The sequence below is a fragment of the Pseudomonas sp. BNK-45 genome, assembly GCF_047456255.1.
Lineage (GTDB): Bacteria > Pseudomonadota > Gammaproteobacteria > Pseudomonadales > Pseudomonadaceae > Aquipseudomonas.
This window is the reverse complement of the sequence record NZ_CP179909.1, coordinates 2035396-2055407: the sequence shown is the minus strand read 5'-3', so window position 1 is coordinate 2055407 and position 20012 is coordinate 2035396. Positions and strand designations below refer to the sequence as shown.

General features: G+C 62.8%; 14 protein-coding genes, 1 pseudogene and 1 riboswitch. Of the genes and pseudogenes, 8 read left to right on the top strand and 7 right to left on the bottom strand.

Features of this window, described 5'->3' with window-relative positions:
• The first annotated feature begins 291 nt into the window (after nucleotides 1–291).
• From ACMGG8_RS09550 to ACMGG8_RS09540, 3 genes are all read left to right on the top strand, one after another.
• Entirely contained in the window at nucleotides 292–966 is a 675-nt protein-coding gene (locus ACMGG8_RS09550) for a response regulator transcription factor (RefSeq protein ID WP_414159501.1), read from the top strand.
• A complete protein-coding gene (locus ACMGG8_RS09545; RefSeq protein WP_414159500.1) occupies nucleotides 959–2296 on the top strand; it encodes a sensor histidine kinase in 1338 nt (445 codons plus the stop codon). The genes ACMGG8_RS09550 and ACMGG8_RS09545 overlap by 8 nt, the downstream gene beginning before the upstream one ends.
• A gap of 252 nt (nucleotides 2297–2548) precedes the next feature.
• The gene (locus ACMGG8_RS09540) at nucleotides 2549–3451 is read left to right on the top strand and encodes a LysR family transcriptional regulator (RefSeq protein ID WP_060840986.1); all 903 of its coding nucleotides are present in this window, start codon (nucleotides 2549–2551) and stop codon (nucleotides 3449–3451) included.
• A 37-nt stretch (nucleotides 3452–3488) separates the two neighbouring features.
• Here ACMGG8_RS09540 and ACMGG8_RS09535 read toward each other — a convergent pair whose 3' ends face one another.
• The 5 genes from ACMGG8_RS09535 to ACMGG8_RS09515 form a co-directional block, all read right to left on the bottom strand.
• Nucleotides 3489–6224: a LuxR C-terminal-related transcriptional regulator gene (locus tag ACMGG8_RS09535; RefSeq protein ID WP_414159499.1), complete on the bottom strand. Its 2736-nt coding sequence runs from the start codon at nucleotides 6222–6224 to the stop codon at nucleotides 3489–3491.
• Nucleotides 6225–6532: 308 nt separating this feature from the next.
• A complete protein-coding gene (locus ACMGG8_RS09530; protein ID WP_060840988.1) occupies nucleotides 6533–7897 on the bottom strand; it encodes a DUF1329 domain-containing protein in 1365 nt (454 codons plus the stop codon).
• A 30-nt stretch (nucleotides 7898–7927) separates the two neighbouring features.
• Nucleotides 7928–9790 carry a DUF1302 domain-containing protein gene (locus ACMGG8_RS09525; RefSeq protein ID WP_060840989.1) on the bottom strand — a complete coding sequence of 621 codons (1863 nt, stop codon included), beginning with the start codon at nucleotides 9788–9790 and terminating at the stop codon, nucleotides 7928–7930.
• Nucleotides 9791–10127: 337 nt separating this feature from the next.
• Nucleotides 10128–11810, bottom strand: coding sequence for a fatty acid--CoA ligase (locus ACMGG8_RS09520; protein ID WP_108545223.1), 1683 nt, complete (start codon nucleotides 11808–11810; stop codon nucleotides 10128–10130).
• A gap of 147 nt (nucleotides 11811–11957) precedes the next feature.
• Entirely contained in the window at nucleotides 11958–13142 is a 1185-nt protein-coding gene (locus ACMGG8_RS09515; protein WP_060840991.1) for an MFS transporter, read from the bottom strand.
• 85 nt (nucleotides 13143–13227) lie between these two features.
• Here ACMGG8_RS09515 and ACMGG8_RS09510 point away from each other — a divergent pair, with 85 nt between their 5' ends.
• Nucleotides 13228–14001 (top strand): AraC family transcriptional regulator, encoded by a 774-nt coding sequence (locus tag ACMGG8_RS09510; RefSeq protein ID WP_060840992.1) that lies wholly within the window; start codon nucleotides 13228–13230, stop codon nucleotides 13999–14001.
• On the opposite strand, the gene ACMGG8_RS09505 is transcribed toward ACMGG8_RS09510, so the two are convergent.
• Nucleotides 13985–14614 carry a LysE family translocator gene (locus ACMGG8_RS09505; RefSeq protein WP_414159498.1) on the bottom strand — a complete coding sequence of 210 codons (630 nt, stop codon included), beginning with the start codon at nucleotides 14612–14614 and terminating at the stop codon, nucleotides 13985–13987. The two genes, ACMGG8_RS09510 and ACMGG8_RS09505, sit on opposite strands and share 17 nt — an antisense overlap.
• Nucleotides 14615–14698: 84 nt before the next feature.
• Here ACMGG8_RS09505 and ACMGG8_RS09500 point away from each other — a divergent pair, with 84 nt between their 5' ends.
• From ACMGG8_RS09500 to ACMGG8_RS09490, 3 genes are all read left to right on the top strand, one after another.
• Nucleotides 14699–15664 (top strand): 2-hydroxyacid dehydrogenase, encoded by a 966-nt coding sequence (locus ACMGG8_RS09500; protein WP_060840994.1) that lies wholly within the window; start codon nucleotides 14699–14701, stop codon nucleotides 15662–15664.
• A gap of 30 nt (nucleotides 15665–15694) precedes the next feature.
• Nucleotides 15695–16693 carry a class I SAM-dependent methyltransferase gene (locus ACMGG8_RS09495; RefSeq protein WP_060840995.1) on the top strand — a complete coding sequence of 333 codons (999 nt, stop codon included), beginning with the start codon at nucleotides 15695–15697 and terminating at the stop codon, nucleotides 16691–16693.
• A gap of 52 nt (nucleotides 16694–16745) precedes the next feature.
• Nucleotides 16746–16867: riboswitch (yybP-ykoY riboswitch) on the top strand.
• Nucleotides 16868–16959: 92 nt separating this feature from the next.
• Nucleotides 16960–17544 (top strand): TMEM165/GDT1 family protein, encoded by a 585-nt coding sequence (locus ACMGG8_RS09490; RefSeq protein ID WP_042940848.1) that lies wholly within the window; start codon nucleotides 16960–16962, stop codon nucleotides 17542–17544.
• Nucleotides 17545–17628: 84 nt separating this feature from the next.
• Here the strand turns inward: ACMGG8_RS09490 and ACMGG8_RS09485 are convergent, their stop codons facing one another.
• Nucleotides 17629–18447, bottom strand: a complete 819-nt coding sequence (locus ACMGG8_RS09485; RefSeq protein WP_060840996.1) for a M48 family metallopeptidase — start codon at nucleotides 18445–18447, stop codon at nucleotides 17629–17631.
• A 131-nt stretch (nucleotides 18448–18578) separates the two neighbouring features.
• Here ACMGG8_RS09485 and ACMGG8_RS09480 point away from each other — a divergent pair.
• Nucleotides 18579–20009, top strand: a pseudogene (locus tag ACMGG8_RS09480) (HAMP domain-containing protein); the annotation flags it as partial.
• Between the last annotated feature and the right edge of the window lie 3 nt (nucleotides 20010–20012).

Below are 20012 nucleotides of genomic sequence, written 5' to 3'. Positions count from 1 at the left end.
CCCTATTGGCGCCTTGCCTTGCCCAATCACCAGCCAACTCAATGGACCACCCTGCCCCAGGCGCACCAGAGGCCCCCTGGAGGGCAATACACAGGCCATCAGGACCAGGACAATCATGAGCAGCAAGATACCTTTGACCACTGAAGACACGTTCATGGCAGATAGCGCTCCGGATGAGTTGATCCCCAGCTTAGGCCGGGCCGGGTTAACACTGGGTAAACATCGGTAGAACCCCATCCGACTCCGCTATCCTTCCTCCCCTGAGCGCCAAGGGTCCAGGGGGACATACCCGTGCATATCAACCTGCTGCTGGTCGAGGACAACCTCGATCTGGCCAATACCGTCATCGAATACCTGGAAATCAGCGGCATCGTCTGCGACCACGCCAGCAACGGCCAGACCGGTCTTAACCTGGCTCTGGGCCAGCACTACGACGTGATACTCCTCGACATCATGCTGCCGCGACTGGACGGCCAGCAGCTGTGCCAACAGTTGCGCCAGCAAGGCAGCCAGACGCCGATCCTGATGCTCACTTCACTGGACGCTCTTTCCGACAAGCTCGCCAGCTTTGCCGCCGGGGCCGACGACTACCTGGTCAAACCCTTCGAGCTGGCGGAACTGGTAGCCCGCATCCGCGCCCTGAGCATGCGCCGCAGCGGTCAGGCCAGCCGCCTGCAAGTGGCCGACCTGGTCATGGAGCTGTCCACCCGCAAGGTCAGCCGCGCGGGCCAGGAACTGCACCTGTCGCCCATTTGCTGGACCTTGCTGGAATGCCTGATGCGCGCCAGCCCGGAACCCGTGACCCGGGAGCGCCTGGAAGCGACCATCTGGGGCGATGAACCGCCGGACAGCAATACCCTCAAGGTGCACATGCACCGGCTGCGCAAGACCGTGGACAAATCCTTCGGCCAACCGCTGATCCACACCATCCCCGGAATTGGCATACAGATGAGGCCACATGCGTAACGGTCTGGGTCTGAAATGGGTGATCAGTGGCAGCTTCCTGCTGCTGATCGGAGTCGTCTTGCTGATCTACAGCCTGCTGCTGCCCGAATACAGCGTGCGTGGCCTGCTCTACACCGCCAGCGCCATGATGGAAGAAGAAGCCCAGTACTTCGCCAGGCACTACAAGAAGGATCCGAACACCCCACCGCCGCACAACTACTTCTATACCAGCGTGATCGGCAAGGAAGCCCTACCGGAGAAAATCCGTCAGCTACTGGACACTCCGCCCAGCCTGTCCTTCGGCGCGCTACAGGCCTTCGGCGACCTGGACTCCGATGACGAGGATGAAGGGCGGGCGGTCCTGGCCCAGCCCCTCAGCGACGGCAAGACCCTGTACATGTTCGACGTCGACCACGACAAGGAAGAAGGCGGCGAAGTGGAGACGCCACTGTCCGACGCCTACATCGAGCGCCAGTTGCGCGGCGTCAACCTCATCAGCCTGGCGGTGTTCGTCCCGGCGCTGATCATCATTGTCCTGCTGGTCTGGTGGCTGGTAAGGCCCCTGGAGCGCCTGGCCCAGTGGTCCTCGACCCTCAAGGATGCGGACGCGATGTCCGGCCAGCGGCCTAATTTCGGTTTCAAGGAGTTCAACGTGCTCGCCGATGCCCTGGCCCAAAGCGTGCAGCAGGTGCAGGCCGCCAGCCTGCGCGAAGGCCGCCTGCTGCGCTACACCAGCCATGAACTGCGTACCCCACTGGCGGTGCTCAAGGCCAATATCGAACTGCTGACCCTGCAATCCGGCGGTGTCCTGCCGCCGCCCCTGCAACGCATCGAGCGCTCGGTATTGAACATGCAGCGCATCGCCGAAACCTTGCTGTGGATGAGCCGGGAACTGCCGGAACCCTTGCCCGAGGAGCCCATCGACATGAGCGGCCTGGTCACCGAACTGATCGAGGAACACCGCTACCTGATCGGCACACGGGATATCGAGCTGCTGCTGGACATCAGCAGTACCCCTTGCCGCCTGCCCCTCACCGCCTGCCGCATCGTGGTGGGCAACTTCCTGCGCAATGCCTTGCAATATGCCGATGAAGGCAGCGTCGAGATCCATTTCGACTATCCGCAACTGCGTATCGTCAACCGCATTCGGGAGACCAAGCAGTTGGAGCCGTCCAACGACTTTGGCTATGGCCTGGGTCTGGAACTGATGCGGCAACTCAGTGCCCGGCTCGGCTGGCGCATTGAAGTGCTGACGGAACAGCAACTCTTCACGGTGGCCCTGGACTTCAACGCCGCCCCGCCCGCCGAGGAACTGCCTGCACCACAGAGCGCTCCCGAGGCGCAGAGTTGAACACCGCCGTCCTGGTCGAGCTCGGTGAAGGCCAGGAAATTCCTGCTCACAAGCGATGAAAAAACTGTCTAGACCCGGCCCTCTCCGACAGCGCTTGTGAGTATCGTTGACGGACAAAAAACCACGCCCGGGGGAGCTTGTCGGTGCATAACTTGCTTGCAGGAAGCGGACTGTATCTTTCGCACTGCACTCAAGAACCGGGTCCGAACGACCCCGCCCGCCCCCGCGCCAAGGCAAAGAACGAGGTTCGCTGTGGCCACCTACAATCTGCGTCAACTCAAGTACTTCATCACCACCGTCGAGTGCGGCAGCGTTGCCGAGGCGTCGCGCAAGCTGTATATCGCCCAACCGTCGATCTCCACTGCCATCAAGGGCCTGGAGGACAGCTTCGGTGTGCAGTTGCTGATTCGTCATCACGCCCTGGGCGTGTCCCTGACCCCAAGCGGTGCACGCTTCTATCGCAAGGCCCAGGAACTGCTGCGCATGGCCAAGGAGTTCGAACAGAACGCCCTGGCCGACAATGATGTGGTGTCCGGACAGATCGACATCGGCTGCTTTGAAACCGTGGCTCCGCTGTACCTGCCGCAGTTGATCGCCGGTTTCAGCGCGCTCTATCCCGGCGTGGAGATTCGCATCCGCGACGGCGAGCAACAGGAACTGGTGCAAGGCCTGACCGGGGGCGCCTTCGACCTGGTGATCCTGTATGAACATGAGTTGGACGGCACCATCGAAACCGAGCCGCTGATGCCGGCGCAACGCCCCTATGTGCTGCTGCCGGCCGATCATCGCTACGCCCAGCAAGCCCAGGTTTCACTGCGCGACCTGAGCCTGGAACCGATGATCCTGCTGGATGTGCAACCCAGCCGGACCTACTTTGTCAGCCTGTTCGAGGAGTTGGGGCTCACCCCGCAGATCGCCTTCAGCTCGCCCTCCATCGAGATGGTGCGGGGCATGGTCGGCCAGGGCTTCGGCTTTTCGATCCTGGTGACCCGCCCCCACTCCCAGTGCTCCTACGACGGCAAGCCGGTGGTGTGCGTGGATATCGTCGAGGACGTGACCGGCTCAGGCCTGGTCGCCGCCTGGCTCAAGCGTGGCCAGTTGACCAAGCCGGCGCGCCTGTTTGCCGACTACTGCAAGGAACACCTGGCCCGTTGAGCGCACCTTGCCGCCGACTCGCCCCTCGCCCGGGCGCCTAGCCCAGCAGCCCCAGCTCCTGGGCCCGGGCCACTGCCTGGGTACGGCGCTCCACCCCCAGCTTGCTGTTGATATGGCTGGCATGGGTCTTGACCGTGTGCAGGGAGATGAACAGTCGCTCACTGATCTCCTGATTGGAACAACCCTGAGCGATCAGTTGCAGCACCGACAACTCCCTGGAACTCAAGGATTCGCTGGGGACCGCCGTTTCGGGAAGCTCCCGGGGTGCGGCGGGCAAACGCTCCAGCAGCGCCTGAGTCAAGGCGGTCGGTGCGCCCTGCTGCAACTGCTCGCGCATCCAGCCGGGATGCTGCGCAATCAGCCCCTCGAAAGGCTGCAATGCGCCCCCGACAGCGGCCTCCAGGGCCTGGAACAAATCCTGGCGGGCCTCGGGGCCACGCCCGAGCCCCAGCAGCAACTGAGCCTTCTGGGTCAGGGCCATCACGCTCAACAATTGCCGGCCGCTCTGCCGACCATGCTCCACCAGCCGCCGCAAACGTTGCTCGGCCCTGGCAGCGTCGCCCTTGATGGTGTCCAGCCGGGCCTGCTGCAGCTCGATATGCAACGGCAGTTGCGGGTGAAACTCAGGCGGTGCCGCCGCCTGTTCGCCGGTGTAGGTCTGGCCCAGGCGGCCAAGCCAGGCCTCGGCCAGGTCGGTGCGTCCCTGAGCCAGCCACAGCTCGCATTTCACCAGGGTGATCATTGCCAGGTAGTAGATCGGCGGCACGTCCCAGATGTGCATCAGGCGCTCGGCTTCGGCGAGTTCGGCAAAGGCCCGGGCAAACTCGCCTCGCAGTCCCTCCTGCTTGGCGATCACGCAGTGGGCGATCAACACGCTGATATCGCGACAGGCCCGGGCTTCCACCAGCCCGGCCTGCAGACGCAGCAGACCGGTTTCAGGCTGGGCCCGCAGCGTCAACAGATAGCCTTCATACAGGGTCAGCCGGGCCCGCACCGCATACAGTCGCTGAGCCGACAGCCCCTGCAGCCGGCGCAGCCCCTGGTGCACCTCCTCCTGCGCTCTGAGCACCTCGCCCCGCGCCTGCAGGACCCGGGCCCGATCGTAATGGGCCAGGGCCTCGAACAGCGGATTGCCGACCCGCTGCGCCAGCTCCAGGGATTCGCGATTGAGACTGCGGGCGCGCCACAGATCGGCGTCGGTAATCGCCAGGTTGGACAGGGTCGACAGGCACATCAGGCGTTGCCCGTAACGCTTGTGCGGCAGGCTCTCAAGAGCTTCACCACAATAGGCCAGGGTTCTTTCCCGCTGCCCGCGACCACGGGCGATGATCCCGCTCAGGGCCAGCCATTGCGCCAGCATCGACTTCTGCGCGGTGGCCGAAGGCGCCGGCAAGAAACGACTCAAGTGATCGGCCAGCTCTTCCGCGGCATCCAGTTGGCAGGCCAGGCCCAGGGCCCAACTGTAAAGCACGATCAGGCGCGGCGTGCTGATCAACAGGCTGTCGGGCAGGTCCATCTTCCAGCGCAGCAGCATGCCGACATTCTGCTCCGCCAGCAGTTGCTCCTCCGACAGGTTCTGCACCAGGTTGGCCGCCACATCCAGGTGCCCGGCACGCAGCGCCTGCTCCACCGCTTCATCCAGCAGCCCCTGGGCATTGAACCAGCGACAGGCCCGCAGATGCAGAGTGGCGGCCGGCACCAGGGCATTGGCCGTGGGGCGGGTGCGCAACAGATCGGAAAACAAGTGGTGATAGCGATACCAATGCCCGTGTTCGTCCAGCGGCACCAGGAACACCTGGTGGGCCTGCAGAAACCCGAGGATTTCCGCACTGTCATGGGCCTCGCGCAGGGCATCGCAGAGTTCGGCGCAAAAACGCTCCTGGGGCGCCGTGTCATAGAGGAACGCCTGGACCTCGGCGGGCAGACAGTCGATCACTTCCTCCAGCAGGTAGTCACGGATCAGCCCCTCGCCCCCATGTAGCCCCTGGGGCAAGGTGCCCAGCGCACCGGCCTCGGACGCCGCCAGCAGCCAGAAACGCAGCCCGGCAACCCAGCCCTCGCTGCGCTGGATCAGGCTTTCCAAAGCCTCGCCACGCAAGGCGCTGCTGTGCCGATCCAACAGGCTCAGGGACTCGTCATGGGTCAGGCGCAAATCCTGTTCATTGAGTTCCAGCAACTGTCGCGACAGCCGCAGCCGCGCCAGATGCCAGTCCGGGCGCTGGCGACTGGTGACCAGCACCACCAGGCCATCGGGCAGGTGATTGAGAAAGAACTGCAGGCAGCGATCCAGCACCGGGCCCTGGGCCAGGTGGTAGTCATCCAGCACCAGCAGCAGCGGCGAGCTGCCGGACAGGTGCTGCGCCAACTCGTCCAGCAGACCGTCGAGCCACTCTTCAAAGGCGAAGGGCTGATGGCGCTGGCGCATTTTCAACAGCCCGAGAGACTGCCGGCCCAGTTGGGGAAAATACTGCTGCAAGCCTGCCAGCAGACGCTCGAGGAAGCGTCCGGGATCGCTGTCCCGACGGCTCAACCCCAGCCACAGGCTCTGCCAGTTTCCCGGCAAGCCCTGGCAGAACTCCACCGCCAACGAGCTCTTGCCGAATCCGGCCGGCGCGCTGACCAACAACAACCGCCCCTTCAACCCGGCGCTCAAGCGTTCGCAAAGACGCGGCCGCTGCACGTATCCCTCGGGCAGAGGGGGTCGATAGAAACGCCCTTCCAACGCGGGAATCACCGCGCTGGCAGACCGTTGAAGGGAGGACAGCTCAGTCATGGCCAACTCTTATTGATGTAGGGTTGTCGGCGTAGCAGATGCCCGCAGACTAGCGGTAAAAAGCGACCTGTTGAAGATTTTTGCGACCATTCGGGTAAAAAAGACTATGTCCAAATGGGTCAGATATATCTGACTGATCAGTCGATATTTCAGTTATTTATTAAGCAACTTACTAATTCACTTGGAGAAAACCAGCCTAGCCCACCTGGATTGATGTGCACTTCCACAAGGGCAAGACTTTTCAGGCAAAAAAAAGCCCCGAACCGGTCGGGGCAATTTCCGAGGATGCGGCCTCTATTTGCAGCGGATCAGCGAACCCCGTCCTGACGCAGGGCGGCTGGGGTGAAATCGCTGGTGGTCGCGGTGAAGCCGAAGTCGTACGCCTGCTTCTCTTCGTTCTTCATGCCCAGCGCCAGGTAGCGGCCGGACTGCAGGTCGTAGAGGGTTTCCAGGGCGTACCACGGCACTTGCTTGTCGTAGTAGTTCTCGGCATGGGCCTCGGCCACGCGCCACAGTTGGCCACGGCCGTCGTAGTGGTCGATCACCGCCGCCTGCCAGGTGTCCTCGTCGATGTAGAAGTCACGCTTGGCGTAGATATGGCGCTGGCCTTCCTTCAGGGTCGCGACCACATGCCAGACCCGACGCAGCTCGTAGCGAGCCAGATCCTGGTTGATGTGCCCGGCCTTGATGATGTCGGCGTACTTCAGGCTCGGCGAATCGAGCTTGTAGCTGTCGGAGGCGATGTACATCTCCTTCTTGCCTTCCAGCTTCCAGTCGTAGCGATCCGGAGCACCGTTGTACATGTCCAGGTTGTCCGAGGTGCGCAGGCCGTCGGCGGCGGTACCCGGGCCGTCATAGGACACTTGCGGGGCACGACGCACACGCCGCTGACCCGCGTTGTAGACCCAGGCCGAACGCGGTTCCTTCACCTGGTCGAGGGTTTCGTGAACCAGCAGCACACCACCGGCCAGACGCGCCGGGGCGGTCACTTTCTGCTTGAAGTAGAACAGGATGTTGCCCGGGTTTTTCGGGTCGTAGTCCTTCATCTTGTCGCGGAACACGAACTGGTCCTGGAAGTACACCAGGCTGTAGGAGCCGTTGGCCTGTGGCGTGGCCTGGGTCACCAGGCGGGTCACGCTGCCGCCGCGATAGCGGGTGATATGGTTCCAGATCACTTCCACCCCGCTTTTCGGGATCGGGAACGGAATCGCGGTTTCGAAGTTCTCCAGGCCGTTGCCGCCGGACACCAGGTTGGTTTTGGTGGCGTTGCGCTTGATCGCGGCGAACACGTCAGCCGGCACGGTAGCCCCGCGATGGGACGGGTAGACCGGCATCTTGAAGGTTTCCGGGTAGCGCTTGAACATCGCGTACTGCCCCGGTGCCAGCTTGTCCTTGTACTGCTCGACATTCTGCGCGGTGATGGTGAACAGCGGTTGCTCGCTGCCGTAAGGGTTGGACAGGAAACCCTTGCTGTCCACGGTGCCGGCATTGGTCGCCAGCGGCTTCCAGGCCGGAATGGTGCCGGCGGCGTTGCCGGCCATTTCCGCGCCCATCGGCGTCAGGCTGGTGCCCAACTTGGCGGCTTCATCGGCCGAGACCGCGGCCATGACCCCGGTGGCCAGCAGTGACAGTCCCAGCACACCGACGTGCAACAGACTCTTGGTGATGTTCATAGTGTCGTTCTTCCTGAAAATGCAGTGTGCTTAGAAGTTCACGCCAACGCTCAAGGCGAGGAAGTCCCGGTCATCCACGGTGCTGAAGTCGCCACCAAAGAAGTTGGTGTAGGCCAGGCTCGCGGTGTAGGTGTTCTGGTACTCGGCATCCAACCCCAGGCTGATGGCCTTGCGACCTTCCTCGAAGTTGCCGCCAGGACCTGGCGAGTAACCCTTGACGTCATGGGACCAGGCCACGTTGGGCTTGAGGTTCACACCGGCGAACACATCCGGGTATTCCCAGATGGCCCGGCCGCGGTAGCCCCAGGAAGTGGCGGTGGTGAAGCCGTCGTTGTTGCAGTTGGTGGTGCGATTGCTGGCATCAGTGCCCGCCCCGGCTCCGGCGATGGTGTTGCCGTTGAGGGTGGCGCAGAAACCGTTCGGCAAGGTGCCAGGCCCGAAGACCGGATCGCGGCCATATCGAGCTTTAGTCTTGCTTTCCAGGCCGCCGACATAAGTCATACCGACTTCACCCACCAGCGTGAGGCGGCTGGCGCCCATGACCTGATCGAAGAAGTGCGTGAAGGTGGTCTGGAGCTGGGTAATTTCCTTGCGGTTATAGCCGTGCAGGTCCTGCCCGGGCGTGCCTTTCAAGACGGATGCGTTGCCAAAGCCGGTAATGGGCGTCACGCCGGCGAACAGGATGTCGGTGGAGTTCAGCTGGACCGGAGCATTGGGGCGATAGCTCAGTTCGCCACTCCAGGCCGTGCCGGTAGGCAAGGTGGTGGAGAAGCTAAGGCCGTACAGACGGATGTCTTCCGGATACTCGACGAAGTAGTTGGAGTTGCCTGCCACGATCAGCGGCCTGGCGCTGGCCAACGGCCCCAACGGCATCGTGTAGTAGCGCGACGCAGCGCCCTGAGCACTGAAGATCGGCGCGCGACTGTGGTAATTCATGAAGTAGGCGCCGAACTCGGTATCCAGCGGCTCGTAGTTGTAGCGAAAGGCCACGCCGAACTGGCCACTGTCGCGGGCGTCACGATCGGCGCCACGACGAACCAGAACACCTTCGTTGTTAACGTCCACCCCCAGGGCGTTCAGGGTCGGGAACGCTGCCGGGTTGATGGTCGAGCGCTTGTTCAGCACCCGCAGGTTGTTGTCGCAACCGTCGGAAATGATGTCCGGCTGCGAGAAGAAGGTGCCGCAGTTATCGGTAACGGTCTGGTCCCACTCCAACTGGTAGAAGGCTTCGGCCGAGAGGTTCTCGGTAAGGGCCTGGGAGATGTAGAACATGTTGACCGGAATCAGGCCTTCCTTGATCTCGGCACCTGGGCGACGGAACGCCGATACGTCGATGGGGTTGATCGAGTTGATACCGCCACCGATGAAGGTACTTTCACCCCAGCTCACGACTTGCTTGCCGAAACGCACCGAACCCGGCTCATCGGCGATGGAGTAGTTGTGGTAGATAAAAGCATCGAGGATCTGCCCGCCGGAGGACTTGGCGCCTTCCTTGCGGTTGTTGTCGCTGATGTTCTTGAAGTCCAGGTCTTCGTCTTTGAGCTTGAAGTCATACCAGTACTTGCCACGGACAAACACACCGGTATCGCCGTACTTCAACTCCAGGTCATGGATGCCCTTGAAGATCTTCGAAAAGGTCTGGCCCTTGTTGAAGTTCAAGTGACCATCGTCAGAGGTCTGGGACAGGCCCTTGCCGCCGTTATTGACCCCGATCAGGTTCTTGTTGCGCTCGGCGGTGGACCAACTGGCCCCCAGGGAAAGAGACGAATCGAAGCTGCCTTCGATTTCACCGATGTTGAAGCTGACGCCGAATGCCGGCCCGGCGAGCGTGGAGGCGAGACCGACGGCCAGGGGCAGTTTTGCCCGGCGCCAGAACTGGTTTGCTGATGTCATCGACGCTACTCCATGTGCATTATTGTTATGGCAGTACGCTCTTCTGAAGACGCTGCGGATACCGGGTCGAGCAACACCGCCCCAGGCCCGAAGTTGCGTGGCGCGAGCACCCCACAATGCTCCGTACTTCAGAAAAATCCGTGAGCGGACTATATCCAGCGGGGATTACTGCTTGATCCCTCTAAAGTGTGATTTGCAGCCACCCACCGCGCTGGAACAACCCTTTGCCAAAACCGTTGAAAGACGGCGCGGTAAGAATGGCTGAAAATCTCGCGAGCACAAGACAAAGGCTTGCCGGGTAGGCATGCCGTGCCCGAGCGGGCACGGCAGAGGACGCTCAAAGCGTGGAGAGGAAGGTGCTGTTACTGGCTTGCCATTCGCTGATGTCGACACGGATGCGCTTCTTGTCGAGCTTGCCCACGCTGGTCTTGGGAATTTCAGTAACAAGGGCAATCTGACTGGGAATCGCCCACTTGCTCAGGTGCCCCAGTTCCACGAACGGCTTCAGATGTTCCTTGAGCTCGCGGGCGCCAATGGCATGACCTTCGCGGATCACCAGCAGGGCGAACGGGCGCTCGCCCCACTGCGGATCGGCGATGCCCACCACTGCTACTTCACGTACCGCCGCGTGACGACTGATGAGGTCCTCCAGGTCCAGGGACGAGATCCACTCGCCCCCGGTCTTGATCACGTCCTTGATCCGGTCACGGATGTCGATCACCCCCATGCTGTCCAGGGTCGCCACGTCACCGGTGTGCAGCCAGCCGCCGTCCCAGAGTTCGGCGCCCTTCTGCGGTTCGTTGAAATAGCCCTCGGTCAACCAGGGCGCGCGCAGCACCAACTCGCCCTGGGACTCGCCGTCCGCCGGCAGGAACTTGCCCTCGGCATCGATGATCGCCGCCTCCACCAGCGGGCCCGGCACCCCGGCCTTGATCCGGTAGGTGGTGCGTTCGTCTTCGCTGCCCGCCATCAGCTCGTCATTGAGGTGAGCGCAGGACACCAGCGGGCCGGTTTCCGACATGCCATAGGCGGCGGTCAGCTGGATGCCCCGGGCCTTGGCCGCCTCGTACAGCGCACGGTTCAGCGCGCTGCCGCCGATGACGATCTTCCAACCGCCGAAATCGGTGCCCTGGGCCGCCTTGGCGTTGAGCACCATCTGCAGGATGGTCGGCACGCAATGGGAGAAAGTGACCTTTTCCCGACGCCACAACTCCACCAGGTACTCCGGATCGTAGCGTCCCGGGTAGACCTGCTTGAGCCCGAGCATGGTGGCCACATAGGGCAGGCCCCAGGCGTGCACGTGGAACATCGGGGTGATGGGCATGTACACGTCGTTGGTGCCCAGCAGCCGCACACTGTCAATGCAGCCCATGATGGTGGACACCCCCATGGTGTGCAGCACCAGCTGCCGGTGGGTGAAATACACGCCCTTGGGATTGCCGGTGGTGCCGGTGGTGTAGAAGGTGGTGGCCACCGAATTCTCGTCGAAATCCTCAAAGTTGTACTGGGGACTGGCGGCCGCCAGCAATGTCTCGTACTCCCCCACCAGGTTCGGCAGCTCGGCGGTTTTCTCCGGCGCATCGGTGAGCAGCAGGGTTTTCTCCACCGTGGTCAGGTGCCCGGCGATGGCCTGGTACAGACCGACGAACTCGCTGTTGACCAGCACGAAGCGGTCTTCGGCGTGGTTCATGGTGTAGAGGATCTGCTCCGGCGACAGGCGCACGTTGATGGTGTGGATCACCGCGCCAATCATCGGGATGGCGAACATGCACTCCAGGTAGCGATGGCTGTCCCAATCCATCACCGCCACGGTGTCGCCGGCCTTGACCCCGGCGGCGGTCAATACGTTGGCCAGGCGCGCCACGCGTTCGATCAGGGTCGGATAGGTATAGCGCAACTGATCGCGGTAGATGATCTCGCGGGTTTTCTCGTAACGACTGCCGGACATCAGCAGCCGCTTGATCAATAGCGGGTATTGATAGGCGCCTTCGGCGGGGGGGATAACACGAGTCTGCAACATAAGAATCCCTTTTTCTGACGGCTCGGTCGTAGCTGGAGAATACTCACTCTAGAGTTCCTGTGCGCCCGCTAAATCAGCCAAAGGGATGATTTGCAGAGCCGTACAAATACTAGCTCCAAGCCAGCATTGGTGCGGCTCTGCGTGAGATCAAGCGCTCTGTCCCACCGCCGCTTCGGCCGGCGTCCGGGGAAACGCCAGCGCGGCGGCAAAAGTCAGCGCGGCAAACCCGGCGAGGATCAGATACAGGCCGCTCAACCCCTGGCGCGGCTCCACCAGGGCAATCAACGGAATGGCCGTGGCGCTGGCACCGAACGACAGGCAGTAACGCAAGGCGAAGACTCGCGACTGCCACTGCGGCGCGACGAAGTTGGCGACCATGGCGTCATTCACCGTGACCTGGCCAAACACCACGAACATGAAGGCCGCCCCCAGCAGGATCACACTCCAGCCCTCGCTGTGGGCCATGGCCAACAGCAGCGGCGCCTGAAACAGGGTCAAGACGATAAAAGGCCACTTCAGGCTGAAGCGATGCAATACCCGGCCAATGGTCAACTGCGCCACCGCACCGAAGGCATAGGCCAGGCTGACCACCAGGCCCAGGGTCTGCGGCGAGGTGAACAGCTCGTGCAGGCGCTCCTGAAACAGCTTGGGGTAGGTCATGGTGGTGGCGTTGAACACCACCCCGCCGGTGGCCGTGGCCAGGGCCAGGACCCCGAACACCAGGAACATGGATATCTGCTGCCCGCCCTTGCCCTTCAAGCCGACGTGGGGCCGTACCGGCACCGGTTCGTCACGCACCTGCCAGGCAAAACCGATCCCCAGCAGGATCGCCACCGCCCCCGGCAGGATAAAAGCCGAACGCCAGCCGAACCGAGCCACGAGAAAACCGGTGATCAGCGCCGAAAACGCCACGCCGAGATTGCCCCACATACCGTTGATGCCGATCTCCCGCCCACGATTCTGTGCATAGGCCACCAGCATGGCCGTGCCCACCGGGTGGTAGATCGCAGCGAATACCCCCATCAGGGTCAGGCCGATCACCAACAGGGTCGGGCTGTTGCTCAGGCCGGTGAGGATCGACGCCGCGCCCATGCCGAAGAAGAACAGCAACATCATCTGTCGTCGGCTCCAGTGGTCCCCCAGCCAGCCGGCGGGTAGCGAACAGGCGCCAAAGGCGATGAAACCGCCCAGGGACAAGCCGATCAGCGCGGCATAGTCCAGGGCAAAGGCCTGGGTCATGCCCAGCACGGCGGCGGGAAAGATCAGCATGAACATGTGATCGATGACATGGGCTGCGTTGACGTAGCGGATAACGTTTCGAGCTTGATTCATGGCGGCACACAAGGTTGGTGGTGGTGTCGCCTATGCTAAGTTGGCTGTTTACAGCATTCCTGACAACAAAGTCATTGGATCGGACATGTTAATCAGCCACTTCCACCACGGCCCGGTGAGCGCCTATCCCCGCGACTATCCCGATGCCGCCCACCAGCAATCCCATCGCCATCGCGAAGCGCAGTTTCTCTACGCCGCCTGCGGCACCATGCGCGTGGTTACCGCCCAGGGCGCCTGGGTCATTCCGCCAACCCGCGCGGTGTGGATTCCGCCCCTGGTGGAACATGAAATCTTCATGGTCGGCGAGGTCCGCATGCGCTCCTTGTTCATTGCCGCGCATCTGTCTCCGCCGTCCTTGCAACAGTGCTGTGTGCTGGCGGTGACACCCCTGCTGCGGGAGCTGATCCTGCGAGCGGTGCAAGGACCGGAGCAGGCGGAAAATCCGCTGATCCAGCAACTGATGCTGGAAGAGATCGCCGGCCTGGAAAACCTGCCCCTGCACATTCCCATGCCCCAGGACCGGCGCCTGCAGAGCATCTGCCGAACCCTGCTGCAGACCCCGGACCATCCCCACACCCTGGAAGACTGGGCACAGCAGGTCGGCGCCAGTTCGCGAACCCTGGCGCGGCTGTTTCAACAGCAGGTGCGGATGAATTTCAATGCCTGGCGCCAGCAACTGCGCCTGATGGAAGCCCTGCCACGCCTGCTCGCCGGGGAAAGCGTGCACAGCGTGGCCGACTCGTTGGGATACGGCAGCGCCCGGGCCTTCAGCGCGATGTTCTGCCGCTTGCTGGGGGATACGCCACGGCATTACGTGGCAACCCTGAACCAGCTCAGCGCACTCAATGCATCTCGGTGAAGGCCAGTTTCACGCCGATGGCGATCAGCACCGCGCCCATGGTGCGGTCGAACCAATGACCCATGCGGGCGAAGCCGGCACGAACCCGCTGCTGGCTGAACAGCAGCGCCACCAGGCAGAACCAGAGCGCGGTCGCCACCGCCAGGTACACCCCGTAACCGGCCTGGATCGCCAGGGGCGTGTGCGGGTTGATCACCACGGTGAACAGCGAGAGGAAGAACAGGGTCGCCTTGGGATTCAGGCCATTGGTGACAAAACCCGAGGTGAAGGCTCCGCGGGCGGTCCGCACCCCGGCCTCCTTGTGCAGATCGTCCGCCGCCGGCTTGACCGGTTGGGCGCGCAGGGCCTTGAAGCCGATGTACAGCAAGTAGGCGGCCGCCAGCCACTTCAGGGCGTTGAACAGCACGATGGATTGGGAAACGATCAGGCCGATCCCCAGCAGTGAGTAACCCACGTGCAGGAAGATCGCGCAGCCCACGCCCATAGCAGTCCAGGTGCCGGCTCGACGGCCGTGGGTCACGCTTTCGCGCACCACCACGGCGAAATCCGGGCCGGGGCTGGCCACCGCCAGCAAGTGGATCAGGGCAACGGTCAAGAACTCGGTGAGGTACATGCAGGCTCCTGTGTATGTCTAATTATTTCATCTGTTAGGCTCGGCAGATTACGCCTTAGATCCCCCGTGCAAAAGGTACAGTTCATGACCAACAATCGCCGCGCCGTCTTTCTCGATCACAGCTCGCTGGACCTGGGCGACCTGGACCTGAGTGCGCTGCACGACTGCTTCAGCCCCCTGCAAGTGCATGCCCACACCCGCGCGGAGCAGGTGATCGAGCGCCTGCAAGGCGCCCAGGTGGTCATCAGCAACAAGGTCGCTCTGAGTGCTGAAACCCTGGCGGCCTGCCCCGATCTGCAACTGATCCTGGTGGCCGCCACCGGCACCAACAATGTCGATCTGAACGCGGCCCGCCAGCAGGGCATCCGGGTCAGCAACTGCCAGGGCTACGGCACGCCATCGGTGGCCCAGCACACCCTGATGCTGCTGCTCAATCTCGCCACTCGGGTGGCCGACTACCAAGAGGCCGTGGCCGCCGGCCGCTGGCAGCAGGCCAAGCAGTTCTGCCTGCTGGACTTCCCCATCATCGAACTCGCGGGCAAGACCCTCGGCCTGCTGGGCAACGGCGAACTGGGCAGCGCCGTGGCGCGCCTGGCCGAAGCCTTTGGCATGCGCGTGGTCTTGGGGCAGATACCCGGACGCCCGGCACGAGCGGACCGCCTGCCGCTGGAGGAACTGCTGCCACAAGTGGATGCCCTGACCCTGCACTGCCCACTCAACGAACACACCCGGAACTTTATCGGTGCCCGGGAGCTGGCCCTGCTCAAGCCCGGTGCCCTGGTGGTCAACACCGCTCGCGGCGGCCTGATCGACGAACAGGCCCTGGCCGATGCACTGCGCAGCGGCCATCTGGGCGGCGCGGCCACCGACGTGCTGAGCGTCGAACCGCCGGTGGCCGGCAACCCCCTGCTGGCCCGTGATATCCCGCGACTGATCGTGACCCCGCACAACGCCTGGGGCAGCCGCGAAGCCCGCCAGCGGATCGTCGGCCAACTGACGGAAAATGCCCGAGCCTTCTTCAGTGGCACCCCGCTGCGGGTCGTGAGTTGATAAACTTCGCCACTTTTTTCGGGGGCGACCATGGACACACGCAGCGAAGTACTGTTACGCCAGGCTCAGTTGTTTCAAGGCTCACTGTTGCTGGCCGGCCTGGCCGCGGATGATCTGCTGGGCCGCCTGCCCAACGCCCGGGGCTGGAGCTGGCACGCCGGCGACCACGCGGCCCTGGAGGCACGCTTTCCCGGGCGCTGCCACTTCGGCGTAGCCGCGCCGACCGAGGCCTTCGACAGCGCCGTGCTGTTTCTGCCCAAATCCAAGGACCTGACCGACTACCTGCTCAATGCCCTGGCCTCGCGCCTGGCCGGGCGCGAGCTGTACCTGGTGGGCGAGAAGCGCAGCGGCGTGGAAAGCGCCGCCAAGCAACTCAACCCCTTCGGCAAACCGCGCAAGCTCGACAGCGCGCGCCACTGCCAACTGTGGCAGGTCACGGTCGCCAACGCTCCCGAACCGGTGGCCCTGGAGAGCCTGGCCCAGGAATACCAACTGCCCCTGGCCGAAGGTCCATTGACGGTGGTCAGCCTGCCGGGAGTGTTCAGCCATGGGCGCCTGGATCGCGGCACCGCATTACTGCTGGAGCATCTGGATCACCTGCCCGCCGGTCATCTGCTGGACTTCGGCTGTGGCGCCGGGGTCCTGGGCGCCACGGTAAAGCGCCGTTACCCGGACAACCGCGTGACCCTGCTGGATGTGGACGCCTTTGCCGCCGCCAGCAGTCGCCTGACCCTGGCCGCCAACGGTCTGCAAGCCGAGGTGCTGACCGGTGACGGCATCGACGCCGCGCCCATGGAATTGAACGGCATCCTGACCAATCCGCCCTTCCATACCGGGGTTCACACCGACTACCAGGCAACAGAAAACCTGCTGCGAAAAGCGAGTAAACATCTGCAAAAAGGCGGCGAACTACGGGTAGTCGCCAACAGCTTCCTGCGCTACCAACCCCTGATCGAAGAACACCTTGGGCCGTGCGCGATCAAAGCCGAAGGCCAGGGTTTCCGGATTTACCGGGCCAAGCGCGGCTGAGACGGTTTTTCGCAAACAAGGCTTGCCGAATGGATTTTGCCTAGGCAGAATCCGCTCCGTCCTAGGGGAGTAGTCTCCCACGAGCGCCACGCTCGTCCGGCATGCGTCAACATACTTGGTCCTCAGACCATGGCGCATGCGACCCAAGAGTCCGCACAGACGGACCGCAGGGTTTGACAAGACCTATGACACGCACACCTTACCCGGGGCGGGAAGGCTGTACGTGTCATAGCCGTGTCGACCCGCCCCTTAGGAAAACCCTGATGATGCTGGATTCTCTCCTCGTTCCCACCGCAATCGTTGCCTTGGCCGAAATCGGCGACAAGACGCAGCTGCTTGCCCTGATTCTTGCCGCGCGCTTTCGCAAACCCTGGCCGATCATCGCCGGCATCGTCGCCGCGACCCTGGCCAACCACGCGGCCGCCGGTGCGGTAGGTGCCTGGTTCGGCAGCTTCTTCTCCGACGCGACCCTGCACTGGATTCTGGCCGCCAGCTTCACCGCCACTGCGCTGTGGACCCTGGTACCGGACAAGATGGATGACGACGAAGCCACCACCGCCCGCAAGTTCGGGCCGTTCCTGACCACCCTGATCGCCTTCTTCCTGGCGGAAATCGGTGACAAGACCCAGGTCGCCACCGTCATGCTGGCGGCGCAATACCCGGACCTGTGGCTGGTGATCATCGGCACCACCCTGGGCATGCTGATTGCCAACGTGCCGGTGGTCCTGGCGGGCAACTTCGCCGCGGACAAACTGCCCCTGACCCTGATTCGTCGCCTGGCGGCGTCGGCCTTCTTCATCCTCGCCGTGGTGGCGGTGTACAAGGCCATGCAGATCAGCGGCTGGCTGTAAACGAAATCGCCGGCAAACCGACTCCCACACAACCTGTAGGAGCCGGCTTGCCGGCGAAAGCGTCAGCGACAATGAAGCGATGGATCAGGACTTCTTGGCCTGCTGATACAACGGCATCACCTTGGGAATCGCCGCCTGCAACGAAGCGATTCGGCTGCTGGAAGCCGGGTGAGTGCTCATGAACTCAGGCGGCGCCGAACCACCCGCCGCCTGGCCCATCTTGTTCCACAGGCTGATGGCGGCATTCGGGTTGTAACCGGCACGCGCGGCCAGCTCCAGGCCGATCAGGTCCGCCTCGTTTTCGTTCTCGCGGCTGTTGGGCAGGGTCATCAGCAGATTCACGCCGTTATCACCCAGGGCAACGGTTTCCTGCGACACCCCGAACAGGGTAGCAATCTGCTTGCCGGCACCGACCGCGTACTGCTTGGACATGGCCTCGCGACCATGCTCGCGCAGGGCGTGGGCAATCTCGTGGCCCATGACTGCGGCGATTTCATCGTCGGTCAGTTTGAGTTTTTCGATCAGGCCGGAGTAGAAAATGATCTTGCCGCCAGGACCGCAGTTGGCGTTGAGCTCGTCGCTCTTGATCAGATTGACTTCCCACTTCCACTGCGCGCAGTCGGGGCGGAAAGTCGGGGCCTGGGCGATCAGCCGGTCAGCGATGACCTGCAGGCGCTTGGCATTGGCACTGGTTTTGTCCAGCACGCCCTGGCTGCTGGCCTCACCCAGGGTCTCCTGGTAGGACTGGGCGTAAGACTGATTGACCTCGGCACTGGACACCATGCTGAACATGGACTGCTTGCGATCCACACCCACCACGCCACCGCTGGTGGTATTGACCGTTTCACAACCGGTCAGGAGAACGGCAGCGCTCAGTGCACACACCAGTAACGACTTCTTCATCATGAAACCTCCCTGAAAACATGGCGCGTATCCTAAGGGCGGAACTGTATCCGCGCCAGATGCAAAACACCCATTGAGTCGCATTTCAGATACCGCTGGGTCGTTGAAGGAAAAAATTCACAGTTCGCTCCATGCCGCCAGCGGCCCGCGACACACCCCCTCCAATAGCGACATGCATCACTCTGAAACAGTCATTTGTGCACTCAAGGCTAATGACCCGCGAGGCTGCTGCCGATACAGCACGGCAGACCTCAATTCCTGCGCCCGGAGCCTCTATGAAGTTCAAGTCGATCCAGTTTTCCGTGGCCGCCCTGGCCGGAGCCATCGTTCTCAGCGTGGTTGCAGCCCTGGTGCTGTATGCCCTGTTCTCCGGCGCCAGGACCCAGCAAATGGTGCAAGAACGCACCCAGACCCAGTTCGAGCAAGTGATCGAGCAGCGCCTGAGTGGCCTGGCCCAGACCCAGGTCAGCCAGATCCAGCGCGAACTCGAAGCGCCGCTGCTGATTGCCGGCGGCCTGGTGCGGGTCAACGCCCTGCTGGGCACTGCGGATGCGCAAGGCCGCGCCGGCCTCAACCTGAGCCGGGAACAGCTGATCGCACTGGTCAAGGAAAACGTCACCCAGAATCCGAAGATCCTCGGCGCCTACATCGCCTGGGAGCCCAATGCCATCGACCACAACGACGCGGCCTATGTCGGCACCTCGGTGGTGGGCATCGACACCACCAATGGCCGCTTCCTGCCCTGGTGGTTCCGCAACGAAGACGGCAGCCTGGGCCTGGACAAACTGGCCGACGTCAACGACCGGACCCTGCTTTCCACCGGCGTGCGCACCAGCGAGTACTACCTGTGCTCCCAGGACAGTCTCAAGTCCTGCGTCATCGACCCCGCGCCCTACAAGGTCGGCGACAAGGTGGTGATGCTCGCGTCCTTTATTCAGCCCATTCTGCTCAACGGCAAGTTCCAGGGCATCGTCGGCGCCGACCTGTCGGTGAACTTCATCCAGGACATGCTGGTGGGTGCCAATCAGAAGCTCTACAGCGGTGCCGGCGAGATGGCACTGATTGGCGGCAATGGTCGCCTGGTGGCCTACACCAAGGATTCGAGCAAGTTCGGCGAGAAGGTCAGCGATGTACTGCCCGCAGACGCGGTGGCCAGGCTGTCCAGCCTCAAGCGCGGCGAAGTGACCTACAACGTCGACCAGGCCAACGGCAAGATTGCCCTGTACCTGCCGTTCGGCATCGGCCAGACCGACGCCAACTGGACCCTGATGCTGCAATTGCCCCTGGGGGCGGTGATGGCCGATCTGAACACCCTGCAAAATGATCTGGCCGAACAGCGCAAGGCCGACACGTTCGGCATGGCCATGGTCGGCCTGCTCATCGCCGGCCTCGGCCTGCTGGTGATCTGGCTAGTGGGCCATGGCATCGCCCGGCCACTGCGGCAGATGGTGGCCATGCTCGACGACATCGCCCAGGGCGAAGGCGACCTGACCCGGCGCCTGACCAGCGACCGCGCCGACGAACTGGGCTCCATTGCCAAGGGCTTCAATACCTTCCTGGCCAAG

What these genes read in the sequence shown, in the direction of transcription:
- ACMGG8_RS09545 (WP_414159500.1), top strand. Translation starts at nt 959, where the DNA reads ATGCGTAACGGTCTGGGTCTGAAATGGGTGATCAGTGGCAGCTTCCTG.
- ACMGG8_RS09535 (WP_414159499.1), bottom strand. Translation starts at nt 6,224, where the DNA reads ATGACTGAGCTGTCCTCCCTTCAACGGTCTGCCAGCGCGGTGATTCCC.
- ACMGG8_RS09530 (WP_060840988.1), bottom strand. Translation starts at nt 7,897, where the DNA reads ATGAACATCACCAAGAGTCTGTTGCACGTCGGTGTGCTGGGACTGTCA.
- ACMGG8_RS09525 (WP_060840989.1), bottom strand. Translation starts at nt 9,790, where the DNA reads ATGACATCAGCAAACCAGTTCTGGCGCCGGGCAAAACTGCCCCTGGCC.
- ACMGG8_RS09520 (WP_108545223.1), bottom strand. Translation starts at nt 11,810, where the DNA reads ATGTTGCAGACTCGTGTTATCCCCCCCGCCGAAGGCGCCTATCAATAC.
- ACMGG8_RS09515 (WP_060840991.1), bottom strand. Translation starts at nt 13,142, where the DNA reads ATGAATCAAGCTCGAAACGTTATCCGCTACGTCAACGCAGCCCATGTC.
- ACMGG8_RS09510 (WP_060840992.1), top strand. Translation starts at nt 13,228, where the DNA reads ATGTTAATCAGCCACTTCCACCACGGCCCGGTGAGCGCCTATCCCCGC.
- ACMGG8_RS09505 (WP_414159498.1), bottom strand. Translation starts at nt 14,614, where the DNA reads ATGTACCTCACCGAGTTCTTGACCGTTGCCCTGATCCACTTGCTGGCG.
- ACMGG8_RS09500 (WP_060840994.1), top strand. Translation starts at nt 14,699, where the DNA reads ATGACCAACAATCGCCGCGCCGTCTTTCTCGATCACAGCTCGCTGGAC.
- ACMGG8_RS09495 (WP_060840995.1), top strand. Translation starts at nt 15,695, where the DNA reads ATGGACACACGCAGCGAAGTACTGTTACGCCAGGCTCAGTTGTTTCAA.
- ACMGG8_RS09490 (WP_042940848.1), top strand. Translation starts at nt 16,960, where the DNA reads ATGCTGGATTCTCTCCTCGTTCCCACCGCAATCGTTGCCTTGGCCGAA.
- ACMGG8_RS09485 (WP_060840996.1), bottom strand. Translation starts at nt 18,447, where the DNA reads ATGAAGAAGTCGTTACTGGTGTGTGCACTGAGCGCTGCCGTTCTCCTG.